Consider the following 26474-nt stretch of genomic DNA (forward strand, 5'->3'; position numbering starts at 1 on the left):
ATGATGAATGCATGAAGCGCGCGAAGCTTGGTGAACTATACGAGCATCCCGCATTGTCCGCGGCGTCCCACACACTGATCGATCTTGTGGACCAAGGTTGGACCGTTACCGTCGATCAGTTAGGCCCAATGCTCAGCCCGCCTGAGGTCAGCGGCAATAAGGACGTAGAGAGGGCTCGCGTTCGTCGCCAAGAGCACGTCAGACGTGATGAACAACTGCGGAAACCGAGCGTTCGCAGATTCTTAGAAAGGATGGAGCGACCACATCAACACTTCGGTCAGGCGATTTCAGTATTCAACTTGATGCGCGATGGGCGGGAGCTGTCGGATTCTTTGACGTCGACCAAAGACCCGAGTTCGGTGATCAAGCCGTATGTGCAGATCGTCGATGATTCGATCTGCGACATCACTGGTTTTCGCCTGCACGACATCTGGCGATACTTCCGTCATACGTGGTCCAACGCCTATTCGACGGTACCTGGCCGTTCGATGCCGATCCTAATTCGCGATGCCGCGACGCCACACCACGCGATTATCGGACTCGCCGCAATCTCGAGTCCGGTCGTACAGATCGCCGAACGTGACTCTTGGATTGGTTGGGACACCGATACCTTCCTAGCCAGCCTTGACGCCAATCCGACTGAGAAGGCCGGGCAATGGTTGATGCACCGGATCAAGACTCAAATCGACGAAATCTATGTTGAAGATCTCATTCAAGCGGGAATCGTCGAGCCGCGCGGGCGAAGCAGCGATCTAGCTGAGACGGTTGCGCGTCTGCGAGCCGACGCCGAACGCCATCGACAGAAGCACCATCGCGCCAGCACTGTTCGCGAGGTTCGCAACATCGTGAAAGATGCGTGGATCGAGCGAGCCGAGTCTCATTTGTTTCGCAGCAAGCGGTCATCAGTTCTCGCTGATCTTCTCGAGATCTCCGACACCCTCGCCACATACTTTTCTGAGCAACCAACCGCCAGCGACGCACTCACACTCGCCTTGCGTGATTCTAAAGCGCGATCTCAGATCCGAAAGGTGATTCGCCGGGCGCGCGGTGAACGAGTTGGAACAGTCATTGCAGATCTCACCGTGTGCGGGGCCGTCGCTCCGTACAACGCCCTCGCTGCTGGCAAGCTCGTCGGCGCGTTAGCGGTGTCACCAACAGTGCTGTCTGCATATCGAGCCAAATACACGCGCCCTAGCGAAATCGCCTCGGCCATGGCGGGGCGCGCAATCGAGCGCGAGGCGCGGCTTTCATTTATCGGAACGACGTCCCTCTACGGCAGTGGCTCCAGCCAGTACAACCGGCTGTTCTGGCCTTCGACGGTCATGGGAGGATCGGGCAACGCCAAGATGGGGTTTTTTGAGCTCGGCCGCTCTCGATCGTTCGGTACGTCGCACTTCTCCGAACAGACGGTGAGCGCGCTTGTTCGCGTGTCGCAGATCGGCGGGTCATCGGTGCGCGTCAACAGCATCTTTGGCGAGGGAGTCAGCCCTCGACTGCGCAAGGTGCGATTAGGACTGGCCGCTCTGGGCTGGCCAGCCAATGACCTTCTGCAGCATGGGCGCGAACGCATACTCTATGGCGTACCGCTCGTTGAGAATCTACAGGACTTCTCGCTTGGTCTCGATCCTGAGCCCGAATATCTTCTGGATCCTGAACTGACGAACGCTGACGAACGAATCGCCACGTGGTGGCTGGGCCGGTGGGCAATGAATCGAGCGGCGCAGCCCGCGGTACAGGATTCGATGCGTGCCAATCGTCTCGTCAGACCGGTTTGTCACGGAGCGCGAGTGCAACGTCCACAAGAACTTGAATCAGAACACGAGATCCCGGATGCCGAGGCGGCAGGCAACTAGTCGGTTCGGTCGTCTAGAACGACGAATACCTCCGACCCCATCGTCAGCGTCGCAACGACCGCCTCAACGTCCGGATCAGCGTCTCGACGAATTCCGAGCAGCCTGACTCGCTGCCCCTTAGAAAGCGAAGTCTGAGCCGACGCCGTTCTGAGAAGCACGACCGGCCGTGTGCCTGAAAGATCGAGCATCCACCAGCTGTTCGCTCCATTCTGGGCACCGACGATTCCCTCGAAGTCGAACCACGCGTCGGGTGCGACCGAGGATGGAACCGGGATTACGGTTGTCCAATAGACGGTGCACACGCTTCGAACGGGACAACGCAAACATTGCGGCCCGGTCGTTGCAGCCGGCACGTCGACTTCGATGCGCCGGTCCGCCTCCAGGACGCGAGCCTTGATGGATTCGGCAAAGCTTGCCAGATCACTCCCGTCTAGAGCGTCGATCGAGACATCACGGTTCGGATAGGCCAGCGTCAATTTACGCAGCGTCGTGCGTCTGGGATTGGCAACGAGGTCGTGCATCCAGAGCGCTCCGTAGAAGCGAAGTTGGTCGAGATGTGCTGGATCTTCGAGGCCAGTTTTGTGATCAGTGATATCGGCACGATCACCAGTGATGGTGAGAACGTCCAGACGCCCCTTCATACGAAGTTCGTCAGCCCACAGAGCGACCTCTGCGTAGGTTCCGGGAAGCAAAGCATGGCGTGAGTACTCAGCATCACCAGAGCGCGTCTCGTTGGACTCAGCGCGGCTGAGACGCGGCTCTAAGGTCATCCGGCTGAGAAGAACTTGAACCGCTCTGCGTGCCTCCGGAATTCTGTCTTCGAGCTGTCGTTGGACTTGGACGCGCCGAGCGGCGCTCACTCTGGGATTGGCCTCAAGCGCCGTGATGCGCCGCTCCAACGCTGAGAGGACAAGCGCCGAGTAGCCCCGAGGACACGAAGGACAGCGACAGCATCGGGGGAGCTTGACGTTGTGCACCCAGCCTTGACCAGAGCTCGGACTACATGTTCGAGTGCATCGTGGACGACGTCGCCGAAGAGCGCGGAAGGCTGCACTGCTCGTGGGTATGCGTACCCGTCCCATAATGAGGGATACGTTGCCGTTGCCAACGAAAACCGCAGCGCACACGTTTCGACTTCCTTGAGCGCGGAATAGCTCCAGTGCCTAGGGGTGTCTTGTAGCACGGCCGCGGACTTCTCAACTCTGGTGTCGAGGACTCGCTGGCTACCGCTCATGAAAGTGCCTTGATTACCGAATTGGTCGCGAAAGGCAAGTTGCGCGAGATCACCATGTCGTCGATGAGCGGTACTTGCAGGCCGCCGTATTCCTTCGCGTCGTATAGATCCTGCGTAGGCGCTACGTCGAGCGTCAACGGACCGTGAACGCCAATAATCCAGGTCTGACCTGACCGAGTTGCGAGGATCGGGGCGGTGATGCGTCCTAGCCCAGGGACTTCGACTACCTCGTTTCGCTTGAAGACGGTGTCCGGAAGGTCTCGGCTCTCAAGGTCCGCGAAGAGCTTGTCTGCCGAAAGGTCGAGTCTCGCTTGATCTAGGGTCGGAGACTCGCCGAATAGAAGATAGCGGAGCAAACTCGCGCCCACTTTGCGATCAAGCAACCCGTGCTCGAATCTGTTTCGGAAACTTCTCAAGCACTGATAGCAGGACTCATCGCACCCCGCTGGGCAGTTTTCGAGTCGATCGAGCGCATCCGTGAAAATCGACACGCCGAATTCTTGTACGCGCCGAGTGAATCCTGCGCCCCCGGCGAGCGTGTCATAGAGATAGATCTCGGCCTCTTCGCCCTTGTGTCCGAGTGGTGTTAACGCCGGCCGGTATTCGGCCTGTATTTCTGAAGCCTCGATCCCAAGTTTCTGCGTAGCCGCAATCGTGAGCGCCTCTGCCAGAGTACGAAGCGCGACATGTGTTGACAACCACTCAGGACGGAGTCGTACCGGCGAGTCAACACGGAGCCGAACGAGGAGCACGTCCGATTTGAAATCAGTACCGAGCACCAACCCCTTGGAGGAACGAGAGCCTGGGCAGTCTTGATTCTTCTCGTCTGGATAGGGCTTCTTGTGCGAGCCAAAGACCTCACCGCTGGCATTTTTCACGGGCTCAATGAGCCCACAGATCGTACAGTAGTTGTAGCCCTCGTTGTTCGGACCCGTATTGGTAACCAGGAGCGTAGAGCGCTGGTACGCCTGAATCACACGATCGCTGAGTCCAGCCCACTTCCCATCTTCACCCGGTCCCTCGGCGACAAGCTTGGCCCTCGTTGCGTAGCTGACGGCTGGCGCGTCATCGGGGCTCGTTCCCGGGTCCTTTGTCGCGCGATGCGCGAACCCTGGCGGCCGCATCCAGTTCATAGCTTTGCCGAAGGATTCTGGCGTTCCGCAGGCGGGGCACTCGCGTTCTTCGCCCTTCTCTGCTTCGGTCGACCTAACATGCATCGCGTAGTGACAGACAGAGCATTCGAAATAGAGCCATCGCTCCTGCCAGGCCTTAAATCGATCGGCCTGCATCGGTGAGTAGATCGCGCCGGAGGTCCATTCCTTGTTGTCGATCCAGACCACTTTGCCTGGCGCGTACTGACTCAGCGCTACGTTGAGTCCTTGGCTCGGCGTGTACTGATAGGAGGTGTTGAACCGTTCGGACTTGTTGACGTCGAAGACGTGGAACGACACGACGTCGGTCGGGAACGCATAGCGAGGAAGGACTCCCTCGTAAAGCAATCGGTCGAGCAGATTAGTCTGGCTTCGTTCTTCCCCTGGCAGCTCGGCCCCGTCCTCCGACGGGCCATCGAGTTCCACCTCGTTCTGCTTCGGAGCCAGATCCCCTTCGGATGCTTCCGGTGTGCTTCCATGCGCATCGATCTTCAAGGCTCGATCGAGTTCCTTGAGAGTCGCGTTTACGAAGTTCGCGAGGATCTCCGCACGCAGTTCAGCCAACTCGGACGGGAGCCAGTCATCGATCTCAACTCGGAGCAACGCCTCGTTTACCTTGAGCCACTCTTCGAAGTCTGTGCGGTTGAGCTTCGAGGTCGTCCCCACAAAGCCAGGAACGGTTCCAAGTACCTCAAACAACTGCTTCTGCTCATCGGGGTCGATGTTGGGAAGTCGATCTTGGTGATATCGCTGCAGCAGGTAAGCCGCGACGTGTCTGCGCGCGATCTCATCGTTGTCCATAGTGAGCCGCGGATCCTCGACTTTTCCGCGAATCATTGCAGCAGGGTTACGGAAGTACTGATCGTCGTGCGTATCCGCGCTCCCGAACGCGACCACGGTGGCCACTGCGTTCCCACGACGTCCCGCGCGACCAGCGCGCTGCTGATAGTTGGCACGCGAAGGCGGCATGTTCCGCAGTGCAACTCCGCTCAGGCTGCCGATGTCAATTCCGACTTCCATCGTTGTCGTGCACGACAGCACGTCGACGGCTGGATGTTGCTCATCGTCCTGGCCCGGTAGTGAAACGTCGATGTCTTGGAAGAGCAGTTCGTACTGCTCAGCTCGGGAGAACACTTCATCCGATTGCGCTGCGTTCAGCTGCGCCGTGTGCTCTCGCGCGACTATTCCCATTGGCGCTTCAGGCAAAGCCTGCAGTGCGCGAGCGGCGCTTGCTCGGTAATAGCCCTTTCGCGCTTGAAAGACAGGGTCGCTGTTGGGATTTAGAACGCGAACTGCGTTCTCGCGGCAGTTGACACACTTGGACGAGCCAGGAAAGGGGCGTTGCGTGTAGCGGCAGTGCTCGCAATAGCCCCATCCCTCTGAGATGTCGAGCGCGACGTTCTCCGCAACCAGTCGATACTTGCCTCCGATCGACTCGCAGAAAGTCGCCAACAGGATCGGGAGCCATTCGTCGTTGAATTGCTTCTTCTTTGGCTTCGTTTCGAGCCACTTGGCAAGACCGTCGAATTTTCCAGCGTGGGGATGAACGCCTCCCTTTACCTTCCACCACTCGCCCTCCTGCATCGACTGGAACCAGATTCCCTTGGTCGCCCAGAAGCCGAGCCAGATCCGAACGAGTGCCAGCTTCTCCTCATCCGTTTTGGCAACACCCTCGATGTCTGGGAGCTTGGGAAGCAGGGCCTTGCGTTTTGCTCCTTTCTCACGGAGCGTGGCGAGCCCCAGCGACGAGAGTCCGTAATACTTATCTGTCAGAGTCGCGTACATCGCGCGGAGCAGCGACACCGGGGGTGTCGGCTGCAAAATCATCAGTCCCAACAGCTGCGAAGTTTCCCCAGTCAGCGCACCCGCAGCGACCTTCGCGACGACCTCATCCAGAATCTTCATTGACTCTGCCGGTCTAAGTTCCGGCCGTAGTCGCGCTTTCAGCGCAGTCGCTCCCACCATCGTCGCCAGGAACATCTGCTGCAGGCTGAGCTCGTCGCGAATCATGTCCTGAGCATCGAGATCGGTCCATCCGCGAAGTAGAAGTGGGCGGATCACGTCTCGCATCGAGTAGTTCTGAAGATTCGGTGCAAGGCGTGCTGCAACTTGGCGCGAGTCCGAGAACGCAAGCACCTTCCGACCCCGCAGTGGTGCGAACTCGCTGTATTCCCGGCTCGGAGGTTGCACTTCGATCTGTCGGGTCACGAGCGCTTGGAATGGCTGGTCGCCCTTGGTCTGGTGGTCCTGAACAGAAGAGCGCCCGTACCCAGCTGAGCGCTCGCAGACTCCGCACGGCTTGAACTCGCCATTCGCATTTGTTTGATCATGCTCATCGTCGTCGCCCTCGGTGGTGATAAGTTCGCCGCCGCGAAGTTCGGGTAGATAGACGCTTCGGACTCTCGTGCCTAGCTTCTTAGAATCGAGCGCGCCGGTGACCAGGTCAAGGTCGGCAAGCTTCGTGTGGATCGTCGGGCTTTCGAGTAGGAGGTCCAGAGCAAAGAGTTCGGGAACAGATCCTGCTGCTGCCTGGAACGCTCCGCCTTGCTCATGCCACAAATACGACGGTTCGATTAGGTCGTCCGTGTAGGCGCGCGCGTATGAGGAACCACAATGGCGGCACGTGAAATATTCGAAGACTCGAGCTCCGCAGGCGCAGGCGGAGCGCGGCTGGTGATAGAGCTTTCCGATAGGACCGGTTCCGCGCAGGCTCTCGTCAAGCGCGTCGCAGTCAGGGTCAAGGCATGCCCACAAGCCGGGAAGCCCGCGAAAAAAACCGTGCACGCGGCACGGCAACAGCCCTGGCTCGTCGGGACTCTGGCGCGCCGCGCTCCCGAGAGCCAATAGCGTAGACGCTGCCCGATCAGCGATCGCCCGCTCCACCAGGGGAAACACCTCTGCGCCCAGTTCGCTCACGGGCTGCGCCTTCTGCATCGTTGCGTTCACCAGAAGGGCCAGAGGCTCAAAATCATGGAGCGCCTCGTACAACAACTCAGCAAGTGGACGATCGCTAAGCGCAACACCTCGATAGTTGAGCAATCCCGCAATCGCGACAACCTTGTCAGCGTCTGAGTCGGCTTCGTAATAGTCCCGAATCGGGAGGGACATCAGCATTCCAGCATCAGCGGCGGTTCCCGTCGCAGCCGGAGCTCCGAGCTTGAGCTCACCCTCGACGGTCCGGAAGTCTGCAATGTCTTTACCGCTGAGCTGCGCCGCAAACTCGCGCGCGTACTCCGCGCTGGCAAAGCTAGCGCTGGTTGTGATCACCTGCAGACGTTCCGGGGTGATGCCAAGACGAGCCCGGAGACGCCTGAGCAGCAATGCGACTTCTGCACCTGCCGCGCCCCGGTACAAGTGAGCCTCATCGACGATCAGCATGAACCGTTCTTGCGGATTGTCCGCAAGCCATTTGCGCGTCTCATCAAAGACTGGTCGCTCGAGCGGCCGCATCAGCATGTACTCCAACATTGAGTAGTTGGTGATGATGACGTCTGGAGGCGACGCGAGTACCTCATGGCGAGTCAGCAGCTCTGGGTCATCAGGTTGCATAACCGCCCGAATGAAGTTGCCATCCTTGTCCTGCCAACGACTTCCTTTGTCGCCGAACCACTTCTTAATGTCGGGCTTTGCTGGCCATTTCCCCCTCGCCTGAAGCTTCTCAATCAGCGCCACTGCCTCGGAGTGCCATTCGGCTTTTGGATTTTCAGCGCGATCTTGAAGGAGTACGTAAAAGTCTTCGATTGAGCCCAGCCGGCGCTGATCCCTCTCTCTCGTGCGCACTCCGGGGTACAAAGTGCGGCTCGTGTAGCGGGCGAACCGTGCCGGTCTCCCTGCCCAAGCGTTGAACTGGGTGGTAACCCGAGGGTCGCCTAAGAGTCGCCGGAGACGCCCGAGTTGGTCGTTGACAAGAGCGTTCATCGGATAAAGGATCATCGCGCGGACCGCGGGTGCAGCAAAAGATTGCGGTCGATGTGCTGCTTCCGTCGCAAGTTTTGCGACCATTGGCAGGAGAAAGGACTCTGTCTTGCCGGAGCCGGTACCAGTGGTCACGGCCAAGCTCGAGCCATCCCGACATGCCCATTCGAGGGCGTTTGCTTGATGGGTGTAGGGAGGGTCGAACAGCAGCGGGTCGAGCCCGCCCACGCGCTGCGTGAGCGCTGCGAACAGTTGTTGCACTGCGGCGTCGAGTTCGAGATCAGAGAACCTTCGCTCGGTACGATACCGCGGCGTGCTCTCGATAAACGGCTCGCGAAAGATCACCCCCTCCTTGTTCAGCAGCTCACGACGTTGTTCGATCACCATCGGATGACCGACGTGGTAAGTCGCCTCGATGTAGTCTCGGAGAGCCGCCTGGATATCGTCGATCGTCTCGGCAATCGTTGGTGCTTCGCCTGTCAAGGTTTCCCTTCCAATGAGTTTGACTTCATCCAAGTCATGTTGGTGAGTAGTTCGATCACCCCAGGCATCGCCCCGGTCGGCACCCGATAAGCAAACAGAGCGCCCGTCGCCTCGAGGGCAAGGCCGACGAGTTGGAGGTAGCGTTCGGCGAATCCGGGAATCGGGGAAAAGAACTTGACCACAACCGCGGTCCCTGATCCGAACGGCTCGACAGCGAATCGCTGGGGCTCGCCGCGCACGGCATCGATGGCCATCTGAAATCGCCAGGCCTCATCTCGACCTGGAACGACCGAATTGTCGATCGGGAATTCGATCATTCGTTTGGGGACCCCGTCGTCCAGTCGCACGACACACCAGAGGTCCGCCCCATATGCCTGGGGCCGGCGGGCCGTGAAATCTCCAGTGTCGGCTGCTTTTGGTGCTCGCCAACGGCCTCGGTAGTACCTCACGTTTGAACGTGGGTCGATCACCTGGAGGCCTTCGATGCCACCAGAGGAGGGTGTCGCGTCTATGCGACTCGTGATCCGTCCTATCAATGAGTCAGCTGATTCGGTCGCAGGCGTGGCGACCCAGCGCCCACGTTCGATTGGACGGAGTCCGGCATCCGCGAGCCGCTCAGCCGCGTTCACCGGGTCGATTCGAATAGCGCGAGTGTGGCCCTCTCGCTCAACAAGCGGCGCGAGTTCGAAATCGACGAGAGACACGCCAAAGGGACGAACTCCCGAGATGAGATACGTTCCTGGTTCTCGCTCGATGTACGAAGGTGGACCAAGGTATAGGAGTCGGACTGAACGATCTTCGTCTCGTCTCAACTCAAGCAGATCCCCTGCCGCCACCAACAAGTCGAGCAGATCTGTCAGTCTCTCGCGAGTAACTTCGCCATCACTTGAAACTGGGCTGACAGCGCCCAGAACCGCGCTGACGAGTCGGCTGGGACTGGTGGGGCACATAAATGATGCAGCACGTCTGAGCGATGCGGAAAGCCCCTCTCGGCTCGCGAGGCCGACCGTTTCATGGTCGAGTCCAAGGATCCGAACCGACAGTGCGGACGCCTCAGCCGCGCTTAGGTTGGATACAGCCATCAGAAGCCTCTCCCGACGAACTGAGGATCGTTGAGCGCGCGAGTCCCAAGCACCGCAAACCGCGCCGCTCGCAAGAGCACAGGCGAGTCGATGACATTACGGAGAAGAGCAACCCGGTCGTTCGCCGACCAGGCGATAATGCGACCCGGCTGGCCCGCGAAAGTTAGGAGAAAGCGAGCGGCAGACGGCTGGTTGGCTACCCCGTTCTCTTTCAGAGTGGATGCAAGTACCTCGTCGAAACCAGAAACAAAACTGACTGGCTCTGACCACCGATACAAGTTCCGACCTATGTCTGCTGCAAGGGACTTATGGCTCGCGGTGATGCCCACCGACTCTTGCATCTCCTCAAGATAGTCAGCCGGTTCCTCTGCCCGCGCCAGCTTTCGTTCCAGAGCAGCCCAATGAGATCCGCCAAGAACGCTTGCATTCGCGCGTGCAATCGCGTCAAGCACGTCACCCTGTTCGTGTACAGCGAACGCATCAGCGGGCAATTCGGCCCTGGCCCACATGTGGTGTGCGTCGACGTAGCTCATCACTCCCGCAATCGTCTTACTCAGTTCCGGGACGGATGGATTCGCTCTTCCGAGGGCCAGAACTGCGTTCGGATTGGTCGGAGCGAGCGCTGCCAGTCGTGCGTCGCCAGCTGTGGCACACAGCAGTCCACCGCGGGGCAAAAGCGGAACCGGGTTTCCCCGCTCGCAGACAATCCCTTTGAATGGAGTTTCGACCGCGAAGTAGGTGACTTCCGTATCACCGCCGTCAGTCCGGTCGTGGAGCTTGGCTATCTTCTCATCACCTCGACCACGTTTCAGAAATTGCCATCGAAGGGGTCGAAAGCCGCGTTCAAAAGTCAGAGATGCCAAGCCAAGGCCGTCACGGTGCGCTTCAATCACGCACACTTCAGCATCCTCGTACGCGTTTCCAAAAAGTCGATCTGCACGAATAATTTCGGCAAGCGAAGCCCACTCGTCGCCATCGATCGGCAGCACGACTTTTCGACGGATCAGCGCAATCTCGGCGTTCTCTGCATTGCGGAGACGTACGACAATCTCTGCCGATGCGCCCGGCGCACAATCGACCGTGATGGTCGCGCGCCCGTCCCAAAGTTCGGCCAACGTCGGGCGTGCCGGCGATGCCAGCATGCGAATTCCCTCACCCTTACTTGCGTTCTCGGGTCGAACCAGCGGATCACGTACGGTGATGGCCAGCACGCCGGTCGAAAGTTCACGATCGTCGGCGCCGATGACGACGGCGCTAATTGAGTGCGCACCCACTTCCAACTCGTCAACGGCAAGGATCAGCTCAGAATGCCCCTCTGACCACGGCACAAAGTGGGGATGTCCGTCGACTGTTACGAGACAGCGGACTGGTATCAGCTCTGATCGGATCCCGATGATTGCGGACTCACCGGCCAGCCATTCCGCCGCGCCCTCACCATCCCAAGAACTCGCGACGATCCCGACAGGGCGAACTGTGATCGTGGAAAGCGTTGACAGCCCTATGGAGACAAGAAGTGCAGCGTCATTCTCGCTTAGTTGCTCCGGGACATCGAGTCGATACGCTGCAGCGCCCGTCGCGCGCAAGGGAATGGGTTCGCACCAGGGCAGAGGTGGAGGAGCCTGCTCAATCGCTCCAACGAGAATGTAACTGTGGCTCGGTCGGAGAAATCCCCCCTTCACCTCGACCGCTAGTCCAGTTCCCTGGGTTCGGTATAGCCACCACGGCCCTCGGGAAATTACGCACTGGTCGGCGAGGATGGTGTTGACGGCGCCAGAACCTCGCTCGAGTGTCACGAACGGTTGCAACGGATCAGGCCACGAGTCGAATCGAACTTCTTGCCCTGGGAACACGAGGCCGCCTTTAGGCACTGGCCTACTGGCACCAGTCACGACCCCTCGGCACGACCGAAGTTCTTCATAGACGTGCGGGAGGCGCTCGCTGAGAGAGGTCATGTCCGGCAGTTCTGCGTAAGCGTTCCAAACACCATCAAGCAGGCGCATAAACAACTTGGGATCCGTGGCGAGCGGTTGTCGTGCGAGCGTGGCAGTCTTTCGGCCAGTCATCCGGCTTCCGCCGAAGCCACTGGAGCGAACACGACTGGCCGCCTGCCGCGCCGAAGCGAGCCATTGCCGAGACTCTCTTTCTCTCGAGAGACCTTCTACCAGCCGGTCAAGTGTCGACTTCACCAGATAAGGCGACTCTTCTTCTTCGCCCGACAGCAGTGCCGCAGCTACGCGCCCCAGCAAAGCAGTATTCTGGCAAAAGATGCGGAAGCGGTCGCTGTATAGGTGAGCGCGCACTGCTAGGCGCTCACCCAATTCATCCAGGTCATTCAGCAGCGTCGATGTTAGACCTGCCCGGAATTCGAACAGAAGTTGCGCGAGTTGCCGCTGCAAATAGACCGGCAGGACAGCGTGGCTAAGCGGCCAGGAAATAATCGTGAATGTCTTAGCAAACGCCCCGGACGGTACTACGCCGCCGTAGTCGTGGGCGAACTTGGAAAACCAGAGTTTGATCCAGTGGCGCTGGTCAGATTGCCAGCCCGGCGTTGCGGTCTCAAAGCTCGTCCAATACTCGTTGCCGACGTAGTCGTAGCCGGACTCGGCGGCGTAGACCACGAAGGGCAGCCACCAAGTCCGATACTTCGCGCCGAGCCCGCTCGAGATAGCCGAGCGGACGCTGCTTTCGAGAAGCTGATAGTCGGCCTGACTTAGAGCGTGTTCCAACGCAAAGACCGGAGAAGGCGGCGCCAACGAGTCGCGCTTGCCGTGGAGATCAGTGAAGTGCTCGTGAAGCTTCTGATGGAGGTATGCCAGCAAATCGATGGTAGTGGTGGCTTGAACGATCGACATTCGAACATCACCTCCCCCAGGTCATGGCGGCGAAACTTGCCACTCCCCTCATCTTTGTGGGAGCCACCGACATTTTGACACGACAGTTCCGACGACATGAGAATTGTTGCATCTTCTTCGCACCATACACGTCGACGGGAATGCTGGGGATTGCAACCAGGATAGCTACAGCGCGCTCGCACGGGCGGTCTCCGAACACGCAGCATTCACCGAAATGCCGTGATCAGAATGGTGCCAGTCACGACCACGCAAGAATCACTATGCGCGTCCGAGCCTTCCCGTGGTCGGGTCGGCAGGGCCATTCGGTGCCAGCCTCGCTGCGGGCTCGGTGGCGGTTACAGAAAGCAGGTCCCGGAGCTTCGACGCCTGGTAGGCACGCCGCATGTCACCAAGTGTCAAGCGATCGGTGGACGCATCTGCTGATACCTCTTGGAGGGCGAATCGAACCACCGTCGGCGGCAATTTGTGGTCTGCCGGCATGGAACCGAGCCCGATTCTCGATAGCGGCATCCGTTTCTAGACGACCGCGATGACGGACTGCATGCGACAGTCATCGTTACCAGCAACTCCCACTGCTGTTCTCGTTCCACTCGGTGCACCGTTGCCCTCGAACTGCGCACCCCAGCCGCGACGTCTCGACTGGTCAACAGATGCATGCCATCCAAGTGTGCCAGGACGAATTCAACAGCGGGCCCAGGTAGTGTCCTCTAAAGCAATCGGAGGAAGCCCCGCGCGCCCGTGGATTGCCGAGTAGGACTGTGCGAACGCGCGCATCCGAGGTCCGTTCTCGAGCACTGCTTGGTCAGCGTCTCCGTAAAGATGTCGGCCTGTCGCACGTGCTCGGTAAGTCCCGGATCGTTGAAGTAGACTTCGGCTGATTTTTCGCTGGCTCGCCGTTCGGCGACGGCTGCCGGATGAAGCTGTTTCGGCGGAAGTCCCGCATTCTTGAGCCGGCGCTTGCCGAGGCCTCGAAGTCCTTCCCAGCCACCTCCCAGGGCGGTGTACCTTGAGCACTGTAATAGCGAGTCAGCGGCGTCGACAGCGAGCGTTTCCCGTCCCCAACCACGACCGTGCGAAGCAGGTACCTGTACCCGTCCCCGGCACTCATCACCCGCATCGACACCGTCACGGCACCCTCCTCCGTCATTGCAGAAGAGGTGCGCCACCTCGATCTGCAAGAGGAGTGGGCCGTTCAGAGGGCTCCTACTGTTAAGTTTGCCTCATGACATTTACACGAGCAGCGATTGGCGCGGCGGGTGAGTTCGGCGTCGGCCAACGGGTTCTCAACCTCGGATGGATATTTCGGTCTCAGAAGGAACTCGACTATGGGATTGACGCGCACGTTGAAGTAGTCGACGACGGTAGGCCTTCCGGACGACTGATTGCGATTCAGATCAAGTCAACCGAGGACACCAATTCCGCGCGCCGACAGAGGCGTGGGTTTGTGGTGCCAATCTCTCGCGAGCACGCCGATATGTGGCTGGATCATTCTCTTCCCGTGCTCATGGTCGTGCACGATGCACCAGAGGCGTCGATTACTTGGGCGCTGGTAGAGCTGGCCGCGCTTAGTAAACCGGCTACTCCGTCCCCCGATCGCTACTTCGAAATTGTAGTTCCGCACGATCAGCAGCTTGAGAAAGAAGCGCTGCCCGCCCTCAGTAGCATTGCAAAGCGAGGACCGGTGCCTGATCAACTACACGCCCTCTGGGTTACAACGCCCAAGCTGTCCTCCCAAGACAAATATTCGGGAACTGCACGAGTGACCGCTGAAGGCGATCTTTCGATGACCGTTTGGGAAAGCGACGGTCGAATCTTTTCGATATTCGATCGATTGCGATCTCCTGGACAGGACGAGCGGGAAAGAATAGAAGAGCTGCTCCCCTGGGCGGAGCTAATAGACGGTGACTTTTACACAATTCGCGAGGACGAGATCATCGAGCCGATCCAAGCGCTACGGCGTCGTTTCATCAAGTCACCGTTAGACGCTCACACTGCAAGCTTTCGATTTCAGTTTCGGCTCAACGGCCTAGGCAGAGCCATGGAGACACTGCAGTCCCATATCCATTGAGCGTTGCAACGGACAAAGGTCCGCTGTGTCAGGCCGACACTGCAGTGGCTATCCGATGCTCTCCACGGCTTTTACCCAAGAAAAGATGGCCTCGCGCCAGCGCTCGCGATCCGAGTACCAGGTCATCGTGTGATCTGCGTCGAAGACCTCGAGGTTGACGAGGCCCACACGCAAAAAGCTAAGACGAGCAGCCAGCTCAACCGGTGACGACGTATCTCCACGTCCGTGGACGATGAGTATTACAGCGGTCAACTCGTTGGCTCGCGCGAGCCACGCAAACCGTCGCAAGTTGATCGGGTTTTGGAGACCGGTTGCGCGTGACAGAGTCCGAGAGCAGAGCCATGGCAATGCCAACAGCGTAATCCACTCGGGGAGTCCAGCTCGTGCACAGTTCGCCTTGAGCGTGGACACCCAATCCAGGATGGGCGATTCAAGTATCAGCCCGGCCACAACGTCGAGAAATTCAGGCTCATCCGCGAGCTTTAGCGCGATGGCAGCGCCCATCGACCAGCCGAAGAGGATGACCTGGAGCCCCGTTTTCACGAGCGAAGCGGATAGCGGCTCGCACGTCCTGCAACTCAGCCGCACCAAGCTCCGAGCGCCCGGTACCTACGGTGGGACCTTCCCCGTAGTTCCTATAACTCACCACCAAGGAGGTCAATCCGGCCCCGATAGCGACCTGCACCCCCCGAAGTGTTCCCGCTCGAGGGCTTCCGAGTCCGTGGATATGGATCACCCACATGCTCGAAGAGTTCTCCGGACTGGGGGTCAGCCATGCTGGCGCTGGGCCCTCGGTTGTCGGTACATTGACGTCCGTAGCTTCGAGCCCGGCATCCTGTGGACTCAAAAAATTGATGCCACTCCAGGATGCCCGCATCCCCGGTAGGAACTGCTGAGCGAGAGCATCCCGGACCTTCCAAATCCCGGGCGATTCAGCAACCGTAGTTTGAGGTTCGCCTTGGCTGCGGATTGGGACTCGGCCCGTGCGGTTACTACCCCTTCGGCGTCCCTGTATCGTGTGGCGACAAGGAACCGGCCGGCGTGGCGGCGAACACCGATCAGCCCGTAGGTGCCAATAGCCGTGTGAGGCCGACCGGCCATTAGCCTCGCCCTAGCCGCGATCGTCGTTCGTCGTCTTCTTCCAAACGACGAAGCCACGCCTCAACTTCGGACACCCGAAATTTCAGCTCCCGGCCGATACGGAAGACGTGGGGACCTCGACCATGATGACGCAGGTCGTAGATCGTCTGGATCGGAACGCCGAGACGTGCCGCCAGCTCGGAGATAGACAGAACCGACTCGAAGTCGCTGGAGAGAGAAGTTTCACTAGTCATACCTACGAGGTAGGCAAGCGACCCCGAACCCACCCGGGAACACCTCGAGGGCATTCGAAAATAGTGGGTACGGAAGCAATAAGTGTCGAATAAACGTCGAACGGCCATCCCAAATCCCTTGTTCGGGTTTTGGAATGGCCGTCTGACCAGTACTTTCTGTGGATCCAAGGGGATTCGAACCCCTGACCCCCTGCATGCCATGCAGGTGCGCTACCGGGCTGCGCCATGGACCCTCGGTGTGTGGCTTCTCGCGAAGCAACTTGTCAAGAGTACAACAAAGCGCCGTCCGCCAGAAATCGAGTTCTGTTCGTGTCTTGAATTACGCGCTGCCGCGCACATCCGCCGTCGCATCGACGCTGCCCACCAGCGCACGATATCCGCGAATGGCCGAGCGAATCTCTTGAAGATGATGCTGCGGCTCGAAGCGCTGGCTGAGCTCCCCCAGGTCCGCTGCGGTGTCGCTCACCCCCACGGTCTCCACGGCGAGGTTGTGACCAAGACCGAGAACCTGCACGGCGCATGCCGCCTGGTACGGCACATAGCTGGGCGTCGTGATCACGAGGACCGATGTCTCATGGGGTTGACGAATTCGCTCCGCCCAGAACTCAAGCGTGTCGACGGTGTTTGCCCGTCGCGCCAGCGGTTCAGAGGACGGCGCCGCGACTACGCCCAGCCTGGGGCCACCACCGGCGCCCTGCCAGGTGGAGTGCCGCCAGCGCCCCAAAGGATGTGCAGACGAGCCCTCGCGCACGACCGCCTTGTCGGCACGACCGAATTGGCGCACGAGCCCCTGTTCCATCGCATCGACCTCGTCCGTGCCCGAGATGCCGAGCGCCAGCGCAGTGGCGGATTCGTCGCCCGCAAACGGCCGAAACGCGCCCAAAAAGACCACGGAATCGATGTCAACGCCCCGGGCGCGAAGCTCTGCCGCATAGCGCGGCTTCACCACACCCGCCCGCACCATGCCGCCCGTGAGCAGCGCTACGTCGTAGTGGTCGCTCCGAGGGAGCGAAGGCCGCAACCCGAGCTCGAGCGCCGAATGGAGCGCGCGGTCGCACTGCCGAGGAGTCAGCACAGCGTCAGAGGCGAGATTGCGCTCTCGCCCCTTGCGAAAATCCCACTGACGCTCGGAGAAGTCGTCAAGCCAGGCCAACAATCCCCGCAGCGGAAGCGAGGGCAGCTCTCCCCCAAAACTTTGCACGAGACGGGCGAGCGCCGGACTTGTCGCCCACGCCTCGATGCCCCCGAGCGTTTCTGCTGCGGCGCCTAGGCGGCTCTCAGCATCCGAACCCCCGACCCACCGGGGCGCGTCGAGGGCCACGCCTTACTCCGTTGCTTCGGCCACACCATCCTGCGGTTCGGCACGCTCCGCGACCTCGATGGGCAGCGCGGGGCAGTCCTTCCACAAGCGCTCGAGCGAGTAGTAGACCCGCTCCTCTTCGTGAAAGACGTGAACGATGATGTCGCCAAAGTCGAGCAGAATCCATCGACCCTCAGCGCGACCCTCACGGCGAAGCGGCTTGCTCCCCGCCTCGATGAGCTTGTCTTCGATTTCGTTAGCGATCGCGATTACGTTGCGCTCATTGCGGCCGGTGGCGAGAAAAAACACATCCGCGAATGGAAGCGGCTGAGAAACGTCAAGGGCGACAAGGTCGGTCGCCTGCTTGGAGTCGGCCGCTGCTGCGGCAATGGCGAGAAGGTCGATGGCGTGCTGTGATGCGGTCACGGATTCCTAAAGTGTGAAGATGTGTCGTCGAGACACGGGTCTAGAAGGTGCCGAAGATGAAACCGACGACCACCAGTACGGTGACGCTGACCATCATTGTGCCCGCAGTAATCGCGAGGACGATGGGAAGACGGTTTCCCTCCGACTTGCGCGACATCGAGATGACGTCGCGCGGAGAGGTGTGTGTGCTGACGGCGCGGATGGCGCGCACAGGGGCGGAGTCACCCTCGATGTCATCACGGTCGGCCGCATCGATGATGGCATCGAGGTCGGAGTGGTCATAGCGAGCGGGATGGGATCCCGTTGTGCCAAGGGTGGATGGCAGGCTGATGGAGCCCGTAATGAGAACCTCACCCGTCGCCGTAGCGAAGGGCACGCTCAGATCGGCACCGGTCGGGATCGACGGCATGACCAGAGCATTGCTGGTGATCGGGCCGGTTGCCGTGCTTAGGTCGCGCGAGGTGGGCGCAGTTCCACCCTGGGTCACGTCGTCGATTGCCTGCTGCATCGTCCAATGCCCGACGGGGGCCGAATGTGGAGCCTGAACAACGTCGACGCCGCGATCGGATGCAATGGCATCGTTGAGGGGGGTCGGCGCCGGGTAATCCGCGAGCGAGAACTGAGGAACAAACGCCGCAGGCGCCTCGGGAGCGGGGGCCTCGGGAGCAGGGGCCTGAAGAAACGCCTGAGGCTCCGCCGGAGCGAGAAGCTCAGCCAGAGTGGGCAGCTCGGTCGGGGATGTGCCGAGGGGGCTGCCCGTGGGCGGGGCAAGGTCACCAAGAACGACCGGCGCCTCAGGGGGCGCACTGAGGTCAAAGCTGTGCTCGAGCACAGGTTGAGCGCTCGGCTCTTCGGCGGGGAGCAGTTCACTGGCGACAAAGGATGCCTGAACGACCGTCTCCGGGGCAGGGGCGAAAAGGATTGGGGGTGCGAAACTGGGCTCGGATTCTGGCTGAGTCGGTGCCGACTCTGCCGTCTCCCTGGCTGCCTCGAGGGCGCGAAGTTCTCGTCTGGTTAGCGGGCGACCCGTGGGCAGTTCCGCAACCGATGATGTCTCGTCTGGGGTGTCTCCCGCGACCGCCGTCTCGGATGACTCGACAGCGCCAGAAGACAGCTCACCATGCGCCGCAAGGTTGTGGTCGCCTTCAGCAACAGCGGTCTCGGCACGACCGTCATCGGCGGGGGTGGCGGACGGCAGAAATGCAAGTGCCGACGGCAACCCTTCTGGCATTAACGGCCTGAGGGGTGTGGCAAAGCGTGGGAGGGAGTCGGAGCTCGCATCGTCGGCGACGGCTGGCTCTTCGCGAACACGAAATTCCCGAACACGAAACGAGCTCTCGGCCTGTGCTGATTCGGCAGCGAGGCGCAAGGCCCGTCGCCCGCCGGGCACGATCGGATTGCTAACCGTGGGAGTTTCTGACGAGTCGAAACGATCGGGTTCGTTCATAGCTGAGTTCTCGGGATGTGTGCTTCCGAAGCTTGCCAACGGAGCCTCCTCCGTCTGAATTCGGGCTGCAGAAAAGACCGCGTCGGCCTCGGCCTCGCGTTGGCTGTTCCTGACCTGCCTCCGCGAAAGCGGCTGCCGGTCATGCCACGCTGTCATGTCTAACTCCGATACAGATGGTGTTTGGCGATGTATTGAACTACTCCGTCGGGAACCAAATACCAAACCGGGAACCCCCGACCCACCCGGCTGCGACAATCCGTCGACGAGATTGCCAATGCAGGCACTTCGAGCAAGCTTACGTCCTGCTCGGGCAATCCGGAAATAGTGAGGGTGTGACCTGGCCGTGAGACTGCCACGAAGTGGGCAAGCTCAAAAAGCTCGTCCACGTCTTTCCAGTCGAAAATCTGGGCTATGGCATCGGCGCCCGTGATGAAGAACAGCTCCGCATCCGGGCGCGCTGCCCGGAGGTCCCGCAGAGTGTCGATCGTGTAGGTCGGCCGGTCTCGGTCGATATCGACGCGGCTAACCGTGAAGGAGGGGTTCGACGCGGTAGCGACCACCGTCATGAGGTAGCGGTGCTCGCTCGCGGTCGCACCCGGCTTTTGATACGGCTGCCCGGTTGGCACGAAGATGACCTCAGACAGGTTGAAGTGCTGCGCAACTTCGCTGGCTGCAACGAGGTGCCCGTTGTGGATCGGGTCAAACGTGCCACCCATGATCCCGACGCGGGGACGCCTGAGGTCGGGATCGACCGCGGTCATCGTTGGGGCGTTCGCCTAGTGGTGATCGCCGGCGTGGGGCGCCGAGCCACCGGTCTTGTGCTGGTGACGGTTCGCAACGTCGCGGAAGCTGTAGGTGACGAGGCCCAGAACGAGAAAGACTCCTGCGGCGATGATGGGGAACCAGATCGGATCCATGATCATCGGAGCGAGCTCGTGGTGTTCTTCAGCAGCAAAGACGGCAAGGAATGACATTTGTTCTCCGTTCAGTGGCCAGGGCGCGGCACTCCCCCTAATCTACCGCGTGCGACAGGGTCTAGCTGCGCACTTGGCCAGAACCGCGCACGATCCACTTGGTGCTGGTGAGTTCTGGCAACCCCATCGGGCCGCGCGCGTGAAGCTTCTGAGTGGAGATTCCTACTTCGGCGCCGAAGCCGAACTCTCCCCCGTCGGTAAAGCGAGTTGACGCATTCACCATGACGACCGCTGAATCCACCTCAGCGAGAAACCGCTCACTGCTGGTCAGATCCTGCGTGATGATCGACTCTGTGTGGTGAGTTGAATAGCGGCGGATGTGATCCATCGCGGCATCAATGTCGTCGACTACGCGCACAGCAAGATCAAGGCTCATGTATTCGGTAGCCCAGTCGTCTTCTGTCGCCGGCACAACATCGGCAACGATTGCGGCGGTTCGTTCGTCGCCGTGAATCGTGACGCCGGAATCGCGGAGCCGGGCCAGAACGGGCGGCAGAAGCCGCTCGGCAGAATCGGCGTGCACGAGAAGCGTTTCGAGGGCATTACACACGCTCGGCCGGTGGGTCTTGGCGTTGTGAACAATGGCGACCGCAGTGTCGAGGTCTGCCGAGGCGTCGAGAAACACGTGGACGACTCCGGCGCCGGTTTCGATCACGGGAACCTTGGCTTCTGTGACAACCGTCTGGATGAGGCTGGCACTCCCCCGCGGAATCAACACGTCGACCAGCCCGCGCGCCCTCATGAGGTCCTTCGCCCCTTCACGACCGAACTCATCGATCGTTTGGACGAGCTCGGCAGGCAGGCCCACCGAAACGATCGCCTCCTGAATGAGCTCGACCAGCACACCATTGGAATTCTGCGCCGCACTGCCGCCCCGCAGCACAACCGCGTTTCCGCTCTTGAGAGCAAGGGATGCGATGTCGATCGTGACATTGGGCCGGGCTTCGTAGATGGCGCCCACCACGCCGAAAGGAACTCGCACCTGGGTGAGGTGGATGCCGTTGGGCAGGGTCGACCCGCGCACAACCTGGCCGACCGGGTCGACCAGGGCAGCGACGTCGCGCACAGCATCCGCCAGCCCTTGCAAACGAGCGTCGGTGAGCCGTAGGCGGTCTTGGAGTCCCTCGCTCATGCCGCTTTCGCGGCCGTTAGCCACGTCGAGTTCATTGGCGGCGAGGATTCGCTCTGCGCCCGAGAGCACCGCGGCGGCAATGGCTTCGAGGGCAGCGTTCTTGACCTGCGCCGTAGCCGTCGCCAGATGCCGAGACGCCTCACGAGAGGCAACCAGCTTGTCGGTGATGGTAGGCGCAACCACGCTCTGCTCAGTCATGCTCCCCATCGTATCGCCGGGGAACGATGACCGATCGACCTACTTTTCGGGCGGACCCGCTGCGAACCACGTTCCGATGTCGGCGCCTCTCAGCGCCTCGTGCACGAGGCCCGTCGCCGTGAGCAAAACGGGAGTTCCGGCGCCAGCGGCAAGCCGCGCGGCGGCAACTTTGGTGCGGGCGCCCCCCGTTCCAACGCCAGCCTCCCCGATTCCGCCGAACTCAATCGAGCTCAACGGATCTCCGAAGGCCACATCGTGGATGGCCTCCGCTCCGTGCTCCGACGGCGGCTTCGTGTAGAGGCTTTCGACATCGGAGAGCAGCACAAGCAGGTCGGCGTTGATGAGTCGAGCGACTCGCGCGGCCAACGAGTCGTTGTCACCGAACCGAATCTCCTCTGTGGCAACGGTGTCGTTTTCGTTGACGATCGGCAGAATCCTCAGGTCAAGCAGACGCTCCATCGCTCGTCGAGCATTCGCGCGGTTTTCGGCGAGCTCAAGGTCGCCCGCGGTGAGCAGAACCTGGCCAGCCACGATGCCGTAGCGGCGCAGGCTCTCCTGGTACCGAAAGACGAGCACGTTTTGGCCGACGGCAGCGGCAGCCTGCTTGGTCGCGAGATCGGTCGGGCGCCCATCGAGCTTGAGAAACGGCAGCCCCGTCGCAATCGCCCCCGACGACACCAGAACGATCTGGGTTCCCCGGGAGTGCGCTTCGGCGAGAGCGTCGATCAAATGGTTGACCTGACCGGCGTTCTCGCCGCTGATAGACGAGGACCCCACCTTGACAACGACCCGACGTGCATTCGGGATATCCCGACGTGCGGAGACGAGGCTCAGAGTCGGAATGCTGCTGGTGGAGGGGTGCGCTGTCATCAGTCCTGAGTGTCGTCCGAATCGGTTGTGTGGTCTGAGATGCCGTCCGCGCCGCGGTCGCGGTCGACGGCGAATCCCTCGTCATCATGCCAGAGACCGCTTTCACGCTCACGAATGAGCTCGGCGCGCGCAGCGGCCTTGGCATCCATGCGCTCGAAGTAGGCTTCGCGACGGGCATTTCGGGTGGGCCGGATACGTTCGCCGAGACGATCGTCCGTGCCACGGGGGCCGGTCAAGAGCTCGGCCGCACTCGTCATCGTCGGCTCCCAGTCGAAGATTACGCCCTCGCCCGGTCCAATGATCACGGTGGAGCCGGCGATAGCGCCAGCCTTGAAGAGGGCGTTCTCGACACCGGCTTTGGCAAGGCGATCCGCAAGGAATCCCACGGCCTCGTCGTTGGTGAAATCGGTCTGGGCAACCCAGCGCTCCGGCTTGCCACCGATGATGCGGTAGATGTTGCCGTGCGTTCCGCCCTCCACCTTGACCTCGAACCCTGCGTCGTTGACGGCGCGGGGGCGAAGCACGATGCGCTCGCTCACGGGCTTGGCGGCCAGGGCGGCGCGGTTTTCGTCTACCAGCGCGCCGAGCGCATAGGACAGCTCGCGGAGACCCTCGCGGCTCACAGCCGACACCTCGAAGACGCGGTATCCCCGCGCCTCAAGCTCGGGCCGCACGAGGCTGGCGAGATCCCGACCATCGGGCACATCAACCTTGTTGAGCACGACGACCTGTGGACGCTCAAGGAGCGGAGTCTGACCCGCGGGTACCTCGTAGGAGCTGAGCTCAGAGAGGATGATGTCGAGATCACTCAGCGGGTCGCGACCCGGTTCGAGGGTTGCGCAGTCCAAAACATGCACCAGGGCGCTGCACCGCTCGACGTGCCGCAGGAACTCGAGCCCGAGGCCCTTGCCCTCGCTGGCGCCCTCGATGAGGCCAGGAACATCGGCGATCGTGTAGCGAGATTCCCCCGCCTCCACAACACCGAGGTTCGGGTGAAGCGTGGTGAACGGGTAGTCCGCAATCTTGGGCTTGGCAGCCGACATCGCCGCAATCAGGCTCGACTTGCCTGCGGACGGGTAACCGACAAGCGCCACGTCTGCGACGACCTTGAGCTCGAGAAGGATGTCTCCCTCCCAGCCCGGAGTCCCGAGCAGAGCGAATCCGGGAGCCTTGCGCTTGGTGTTAGCAAGAGCAGCGTTGCCGAGCCCTCCCTGACCACCAGGGGCGACAACAATGCGCATTCCTGGCTCGTTGAGGTCGACGAGAACCTCGCCGGACGCATCTTTGACCACGGTGCCCACGGGCACCGGAAGCTCTTGCTCTGCGCCGGAGAGGCCGGCACGGTGATCGCCCATACCGGGCTGGCCGTTGTCAGAAGTGCGGTGCGGAGAGCGGTGGTAGTTCAGGAGGCTCGTCACCTGGGCGTCGCTGACGATGACGATGTCGCCGCCGTTGCCGCCGTTTCCGCCATCAGGGCCCGCGAGAGGTTTGAACTTCTCGCGCTTTACTGAGACACAGCCATTGCCACCATGACCCGAGCGCAGGTGCAGGGTCACTTGGTCCACGAAGGTTGCCATTGCGTGATCCTTATCTGTTCGGGCCGTGAGGCCAGTGGAGAAACACGTAAGGGCGAGCCGAAGCTCGCCCCACGTGTGAAGTGTTGAACGCCTTAGGAGGCGGCCGCCACGATGTTGACAACCTTGCGGCCGCCCTTCGCGCCGAACTCGACTGAGCCAGCGGCAAGAGCGAACAGGGTGTCGTCGCCGCCACGGCCGACGTTGACGCCGGGGTGGAAGTGCGTGCCGCGCTGGCGAACGATGATCTCGCCCGCGCTGACGACCTGGCCGCCGAAACGCTTTACGCCGAGGCGCTGTGCGTTGGAGTCGCGGCCGTTACGAGTGGACGATGCGCCCTTTTTATGTGCCATTTCTCAGCCCCTAATGCTCTCGGATGACTTACTTGATGCCGGTGATCTTGACGCGGGTCAGCTCCGAGCGGTGGCCCTGGCGCTTCTTGTAACCGGTCTTGTTCTTGAACTTCTGGATGACGATCTTGGGGCCACGAAGGTCGCCGAGGACCTCTGCCGTGACCGTGACCTTCGCAAGCGACTTGGCGTCGTGCGTGATCTTGTCGCCGTCAACGAGCAGCACGGGTGCCAGCTCGATGTTGCCGTCTTTGTTGGCGGCGATGCGGTCCAGGACCACAACGGTGCCGACCTCGACCTTTTCCTGCCGACCACCGGCGCGCACGATTGCGTAAACCACTTGGGAACCCTAACTACTTGAAAGAAGCGTCTCGATTTCACACGAAGCTGTCGCTTCGATGAAGAATTCGGCGTTGAAAGCGGGCTTTGCCAGCGCACGCCAAGGATCAATGCTAGTCGATGCAGTTCTGCCGGTCAAACCGAGTCCAGCATACCCGAAAGCGGACTACCCCACCGGTTGCAACAGAAGCCACAGCCAGGGAGCGTGCCCGCAAGCACGATCAGAGGAACGCCAGAGACGAACCTCACGCAATAAGAATAGACCGAGTTTGCGGGTTCTGCTGCGAGACGCGCCCTTATCCCCTTCTCTGGGAGCCGGATTCAAGCGCGGAGGGCGGCCGCGGCCTACTCTTGTCGGGGAAATTACGACGACACGAGGTGCCTGTGATTCTGATCGATCAGCCCATGTGGCCAGCGCACGGCACCCTGTGGGCGCACGTCGTCAGCGACTCGACACTCGACGAGCTACATGCTTTCGCAGCCAAGGCTGGCCTCGCTGCCCGGAGCTTCGACATCGATCACTACGACGTGCCAGCCGAACGCTACTCCTCGCTCGTTGAGCTGGGAGCTCATCCCGTGAGCAACCGGGAGCTAGTCACAAGGCTCCGGGACAGCGGGCTCAGGGTCAGGCAGCGAGATCGCCGTTTGCCCCCGCAGTGAGCGAGCATCGGATGTCGCCGAAACCGCTTATCGCGCCCACTCCACGCCGAAGCCAGGCGTCTCGCGCACAACCTCACCCGTTGCGACATCAACAAATCGAGTGACGATGGACGTCGCCCTGGCATAGGGGTAGTACGCATCGGAAACCATAGCGGCAACATTGGGAACCACCTCGACGGCCACCAGCTGGCCATCGGGAGAGACGGAAAACCCGTCGATGCCTTCTCCCTCGGCGGCGGCATAAAGAACCCGAGGGGTGGCTCCATCGTCAAGCACGATCATCGAGTCGACGCGTCCACTCTCGGGGTCAACGACACCGATCTTGTGGATGCGCTCGGGGCCATCTCCCAGAAACTGGACACTGCCGCCGAAGACGCTTCGCTCATCGAGCGGAGTTGGCCCAAACGGAGTCCCCTCCCGGCTCTCGGACGAAGCATCGGAGAGACCAAGCAAGACGGTGTCGTGATGGTCGCGCACGATTGCGGTGAGACCGTCGCTGGCGACCGCCTCGAGCCCCTCCCACTCACCGAAAGACTCGAGCACCGCGTTGTCGACCGGGTCGAGGAGCACAAGCTCCTCATCGGAACCCACGGCGAGCATTGTGGCATCGCCGCTCCACAGCCAGGCCGCCGTCTCGATCGGAGCTCCCCCTTCTCCCTCGACAACCTGCGGGGCGGCATCCGATTGCGGATCGAACCACATGAGCGTTGCCGCGTACTCGCGATCCAGCGGATCACCGGCGCTCGTAAAGGTGAACCCGACGAGGCCGCTTTCGCTCGCGCTGAGAAGATCGATTGTCCCGGCGCCAGGTAGCTCAACGGGGCGCGGTGAGCCTCCCGCTGCGCTCACGATCTCTAGAGAGTGCTCCGAAACGACCCCTGCCCCATCCGGCACGCCAGTGAGGACGACGAGATCGCTTGCCGCGACGGCGAAGTCGATGATGTGTGGAGCAGAAAAGACAGGCTCTTCACTGCCGTCTGGGCCGTCGAGGGCGACTCGGACGATCGCATCGTCGCCGCCGTCTGCCGGGTCGGCACGATCAAGAACGTACGCAGTGTCGACGGCAGGTGTTTCGGCCGGTGACGCCCCGTCTGAGCTCGAGCCACGCATCCACCAGGTGACCGCGACAATCGCACCCACAAGCACGGCGACGCCGAGCACCGCGATCACAATCGCGGTTGCTCGGCGTCTAGGAGAAGCGCTCATACCTCACTCGGCGGTCAGCAGCAGCG

At 61.0% G+C, this 26474-nt stretch carries 21 protein-coding genes and 1 tRNA gene; 3 read left to right on the top strand and 19 right to left on the bottom strand.

Features of this window, described 5'->3' with window-relative positions:
• Positions 1-11 precede the first annotated feature (11 nt).
• The gene (locus C2138_RS07710; RefSeq protein ID WP_199286516.1) at positions 12-1853 is read left to right on the top strand and encodes a Druantia anti-phage system protein DruA; all 1842 of its coding nucleotides are present in this window, start codon (positions 12-14) and stop codon (positions 1851-1853) included.
• Here the strand turns inward: C2138_RS07710 and C2138_RS07715 are convergent.
• The 5 genes from C2138_RS07715 to C2138_RS07735 all read right to left on the bottom strand — a co-directional run bounded on the left by C2138_RS07715 (position 1850) and on the right by C2138_RS07735 (position 12570).
• Complete coding sequence (locus C2138_RS07715; RefSeq protein ID WP_159078170.1) at positions 1850-2713, bottom strand: PD-(D/E)XK nuclease family protein; 864 nt, start codon at positions 2711-2713, stop codon at positions 1850-1852. The genes C2138_RS07710 and C2138_RS07715 overlap by 4 nt on opposite strands.
• Positions 2710-3087 carry a PD-(D/E)XK nuclease family protein gene (locus C2138_RS13955; RefSeq protein WP_108516813.1) on the bottom strand — a complete coding sequence of 126 codons (378 nt, stop codon included), beginning with the start codon at positions 3085-3087 and terminating at the stop codon, positions 2710-2712. The genes C2138_RS07715 and C2138_RS13955 overlap by 4 nt, the downstream gene beginning before the upstream one ends.
• Positions 3084-8669 carry a DEAD/DEAH box helicase gene (locus tag C2138_RS07725; protein WP_199286517.1) on the bottom strand — a complete coding sequence of 1862 codons (5586 nt, stop codon included), beginning with the start codon at positions 8667-8669 and terminating at the stop codon, positions 3084-3086. The genes C2138_RS13955 and C2138_RS07725 overlap by 4 nt, the downstream gene beginning before the upstream one ends.
• Positions 8633-8890, bottom strand: a complete 258-nt coding sequence (locus C2138_RS13640; RefSeq protein WP_159078171.1) for a hypothetical protein — start codon at positions 8888-8890, stop codon at positions 8633-8635. Before C2138_RS13640 ends, C2138_RS07725 begins: the two co-directional genes overlap by 37 nt.
• A gap of 827 nt (positions 8891-9717) precedes the next feature.
• Positions 9718-12570, bottom strand: coding sequence for a hypothetical protein (locus C2138_RS07735; RefSeq protein WP_108516818.1), 2853 nt, complete (start codon positions 12568-12570; stop codon positions 9718-9720).
• A gap of 1222 nt (positions 12571-13792) precedes the next feature.
• Here C2138_RS07735 and C2138_RS07750 point away from each other — a divergent pair.
• Positions 13793-14638, top strand: a complete 846-nt coding sequence (locus tag C2138_RS07750) for a DUF4365 domain-containing protein (RefSeq protein ID WP_108516823.1) — start codon at positions 13793-13795, stop codon at positions 14636-14638.
• Between the two features lie 48 nt (positions 14639-14686).
• Here C2138_RS07750 and C2138_RS07755 read toward each other — a convergent pair whose 3' ends face one another.
• From C2138_RS07755 to rplU, 13 genes are all read right to left on the bottom strand, one after another.
• Positions 14687-15181: an alpha/beta hydrolase family protein gene (locus C2138_RS07755; protein ID WP_108516825.1), complete on the bottom strand. Its 495-nt coding sequence runs from the start codon at positions 15179-15181 to the stop codon at positions 14687-14689.
• A gap of 557 nt (positions 15182-15738) precedes the next feature.
• Complete coding sequence (locus C2138_RS13920) at positions 15739-16173, bottom strand: helix-turn-helix domain-containing protein (RefSeq protein ID WP_338418821.1); 435 nt, start codon at positions 16171-16173, stop codon at positions 15739-15741.
• Positions 16132-16205, bottom strand: a tRNA-Ala gene (locus tag C2138_RS07765). The genes C2138_RS13920 and C2138_RS07765 overlap by 42 nt, the downstream gene beginning before the upstream one ends.
• 86 nt (positions 16206-16291) lie before the next feature.
• Complete coding sequence (locus C2138_RS07770; protein ID WP_108516827.1) at positions 16292-17293, bottom strand: hypothetical protein; 1002 nt, start codon at positions 17291-17293, stop codon at positions 16292-16294.
• A gap of 3 nt (positions 17294-17296) precedes the next feature.
• On the bottom strand, positions 17297-17698 hold the full coding sequence (rsfS, locus tag C2138_RS07775; protein ID WP_108516828.1) for a ribosome silencing factor: 402 nt from the start codon (positions 17696-17698) through the stop codon (positions 17297-17299).
• Between the two features lie 40 nt (positions 17699-17738).
• Positions 17739-19145 (bottom strand): hypothetical protein, encoded by a 1407-nt coding sequence (locus tag C2138_RS07780; RefSeq protein WP_159078172.1) that lies wholly within the window; start codon positions 19143-19145, stop codon positions 17739-17741.
• Between the two features lie 158 nt (positions 19146-19303).
• A complete protein-coding gene (nadD, locus tag C2138_RS07785; RefSeq protein WP_108516832.1) occupies positions 19304-19906 on the bottom strand; it encodes a nicotinate-nucleotide adenylyltransferase in 603 nt (200 codons plus the stop codon).
• Between the two features lie 15 nt (positions 19907-19921).
• A complete protein-coding gene (locus C2138_RS07790; protein ID WP_108516833.1) occupies positions 19922-20119 on the bottom strand; it encodes a hypothetical protein in 198 nt (65 codons plus the stop codon).
• 61 nt (positions 20120-20180) lie between these two features.
• Entirely contained in the window at positions 20181-21449 is a 1269-nt protein-coding gene (locus C2138_RS07795; protein ID WP_108516835.1) for a glutamate-5-semialdehyde dehydrogenase, read from the bottom strand.
• Positions 21450-21488: 39 nt separating this feature from the next.
• Entirely contained in the window at positions 21489-22319 is an 831-nt protein-coding gene (gene proB, locus C2138_RS07800) for a glutamate 5-kinase (RefSeq protein ID WP_108516837.1), read from the bottom strand.
• Entirely contained in the window at positions 22319-23896 is a 1578-nt protein-coding gene (gene obgE, locus C2138_RS07805; protein ID WP_108516839.1) for a GTPase ObgE, read from the bottom strand. The genes proB and obgE overlap by 1 nt, the downstream gene beginning before the upstream one ends.
• A gap of 92 nt (positions 23897-23988) precedes the next feature.
• Positions 23989-24246, bottom strand: coding sequence for a 50S ribosomal protein L27 (rpmA, locus tag C2138_RS07810; RefSeq protein ID WP_108516841.1), 258 nt, complete (start codon positions 24244-24246; stop codon positions 23989-23991).
• Between the two features lie 28 nt (positions 24247-24274).
• Entirely contained in the window at positions 24275-24583 is a 309-nt protein-coding gene (gene rplU / locus C2138_RS07815; protein ID WP_108516843.1) for a 50S ribosomal protein L21, read from the bottom strand.
• Between the two features lie 383 nt (positions 24584-24966).
• On the opposite strand from rplU, the gene C2138_RS13815 reads away from it, so the two are divergent.
• On the top strand, positions 24967-25242 hold the full coding sequence (locus tag C2138_RS13815; RefSeq protein ID WP_269844845.1) for a DUF4031 domain-containing protein: 276 nt from the start codon (positions 24967-24969) through the stop codon (positions 25240-25242).
• Positions 25243-25269: 27 nt separating this feature from the next.
• Here C2138_RS13815 and C2138_RS07825 read toward each other — a convergent pair whose 3' ends face one another.
• A complete protein-coding gene (locus tag C2138_RS07825; protein ID WP_159078173.1) occupies positions 25270-26448 on the bottom strand; it encodes a hypothetical protein in 1179 nt (392 codons plus the stop codon).
• Positions 26449-26474: the final 26 nt, after the last annotated feature.

Origin of the sequence: Salinibacterium hongtaonis (assembly GCF_003065485.1) — a bacterium.
GTDB lineage: Bacteria > Actinomycetota > Actinomycetes > Actinomycetales > Microbacteriaceae > Homoserinimonas > Homoserinimonas hongtaonis.

Bases quoted from the DNA above. Each gene is read 5' to 3' on its own strand.
- C2138_RS07710 (WP_199286516.1), top strand. From the start codon at position 12: ATGAAGCGCGCGAAGCTTGGTGAACTATACGAGCATCCCGCATTGTCC.
- C2138_RS13955 (WP_108516813.1), bottom strand. From the start codon at position 3,087: ATGAGCGGTAGCCAGCGAGTCCTCGACACCAGAGTTGAGAAGTCCGCG.
- C2138_RS13640 (WP_159078171.1), bottom strand. From the start codon at position 8,890: ATGGCCATCGATGCCGTGCGCGGCGAGCCCCAGCGATTCGCTGTCGAG.
- C2138_RS07735 (WP_108516818.1), bottom strand. From the start codon at position 12,570: ATGTCGATCGTTCAAGCCACCACTACCATCGATTTGCTGGCATACCTC.
- C2138_RS07750 (WP_108516823.1), top strand. From the start codon at position 13,793: ATGACATTTACACGAGCAGCGATTGGCGCGGCGGGTGAGTTCGGCGTC.
- C2138_RS13920 (WP_338418821.1), bottom strand. From the start codon at position 16,173: ATGGCATGCAGGGGGTCAGGGGTTCGAATCCCCTTGGATCCACAGAAA.
- C2138_RS07780 (WP_159078172.1), bottom strand. From the start codon at position 19,145: ATGAACGAACCCGATCGTTTCGACTCGTCAGAAACTCCCACGGTTAGC.
- nadD (WP_108516832.1), bottom strand. From the start codon at position 19,906: ATGACCGCGGTCGATCCCGACCTCAGGCGTCCCCGCGTCGGGATCATG.
- C2138_RS07790 (WP_108516833.1), bottom strand. From the start codon at position 20,119: ATGTCATTCCTTGCCGTCTTTGCTGCTGAAGAACACCACGAGCTCGCT.
- C2138_RS07795 (WP_108516835.1), bottom strand. From the start codon at position 21,449: ATGACTGAGCAGAGCGTGGTTGCGCCTACCATCACCGACAAGCTGGTT.
- proB (WP_108516837.1), bottom strand. From the start codon at position 22,319: ATGACAGCGCACCCCTCCACCAGCAGCATTCCGACTCTGAGCCTCGTC.
- obgE (WP_108516839.1), bottom strand. From the start codon at position 23,896: ATGGCAACCTTCGTGGACCAAGTGACCCTGCACCTGCGCTCGGGTCAT.
- rpmA (WP_108516841.1), bottom strand. From the start codon at position 24,246: ATGGCACATAAAAAGGGCGCATCGTCCACTCGTAACGGCCGCGACTCC.
- C2138_RS07825 (WP_159078173.1), bottom strand. From the start codon at position 26,448: ATGAGCGCTTCTCCTAGACGCCGAGCAACCGCGATTGTGATCGCGGTG.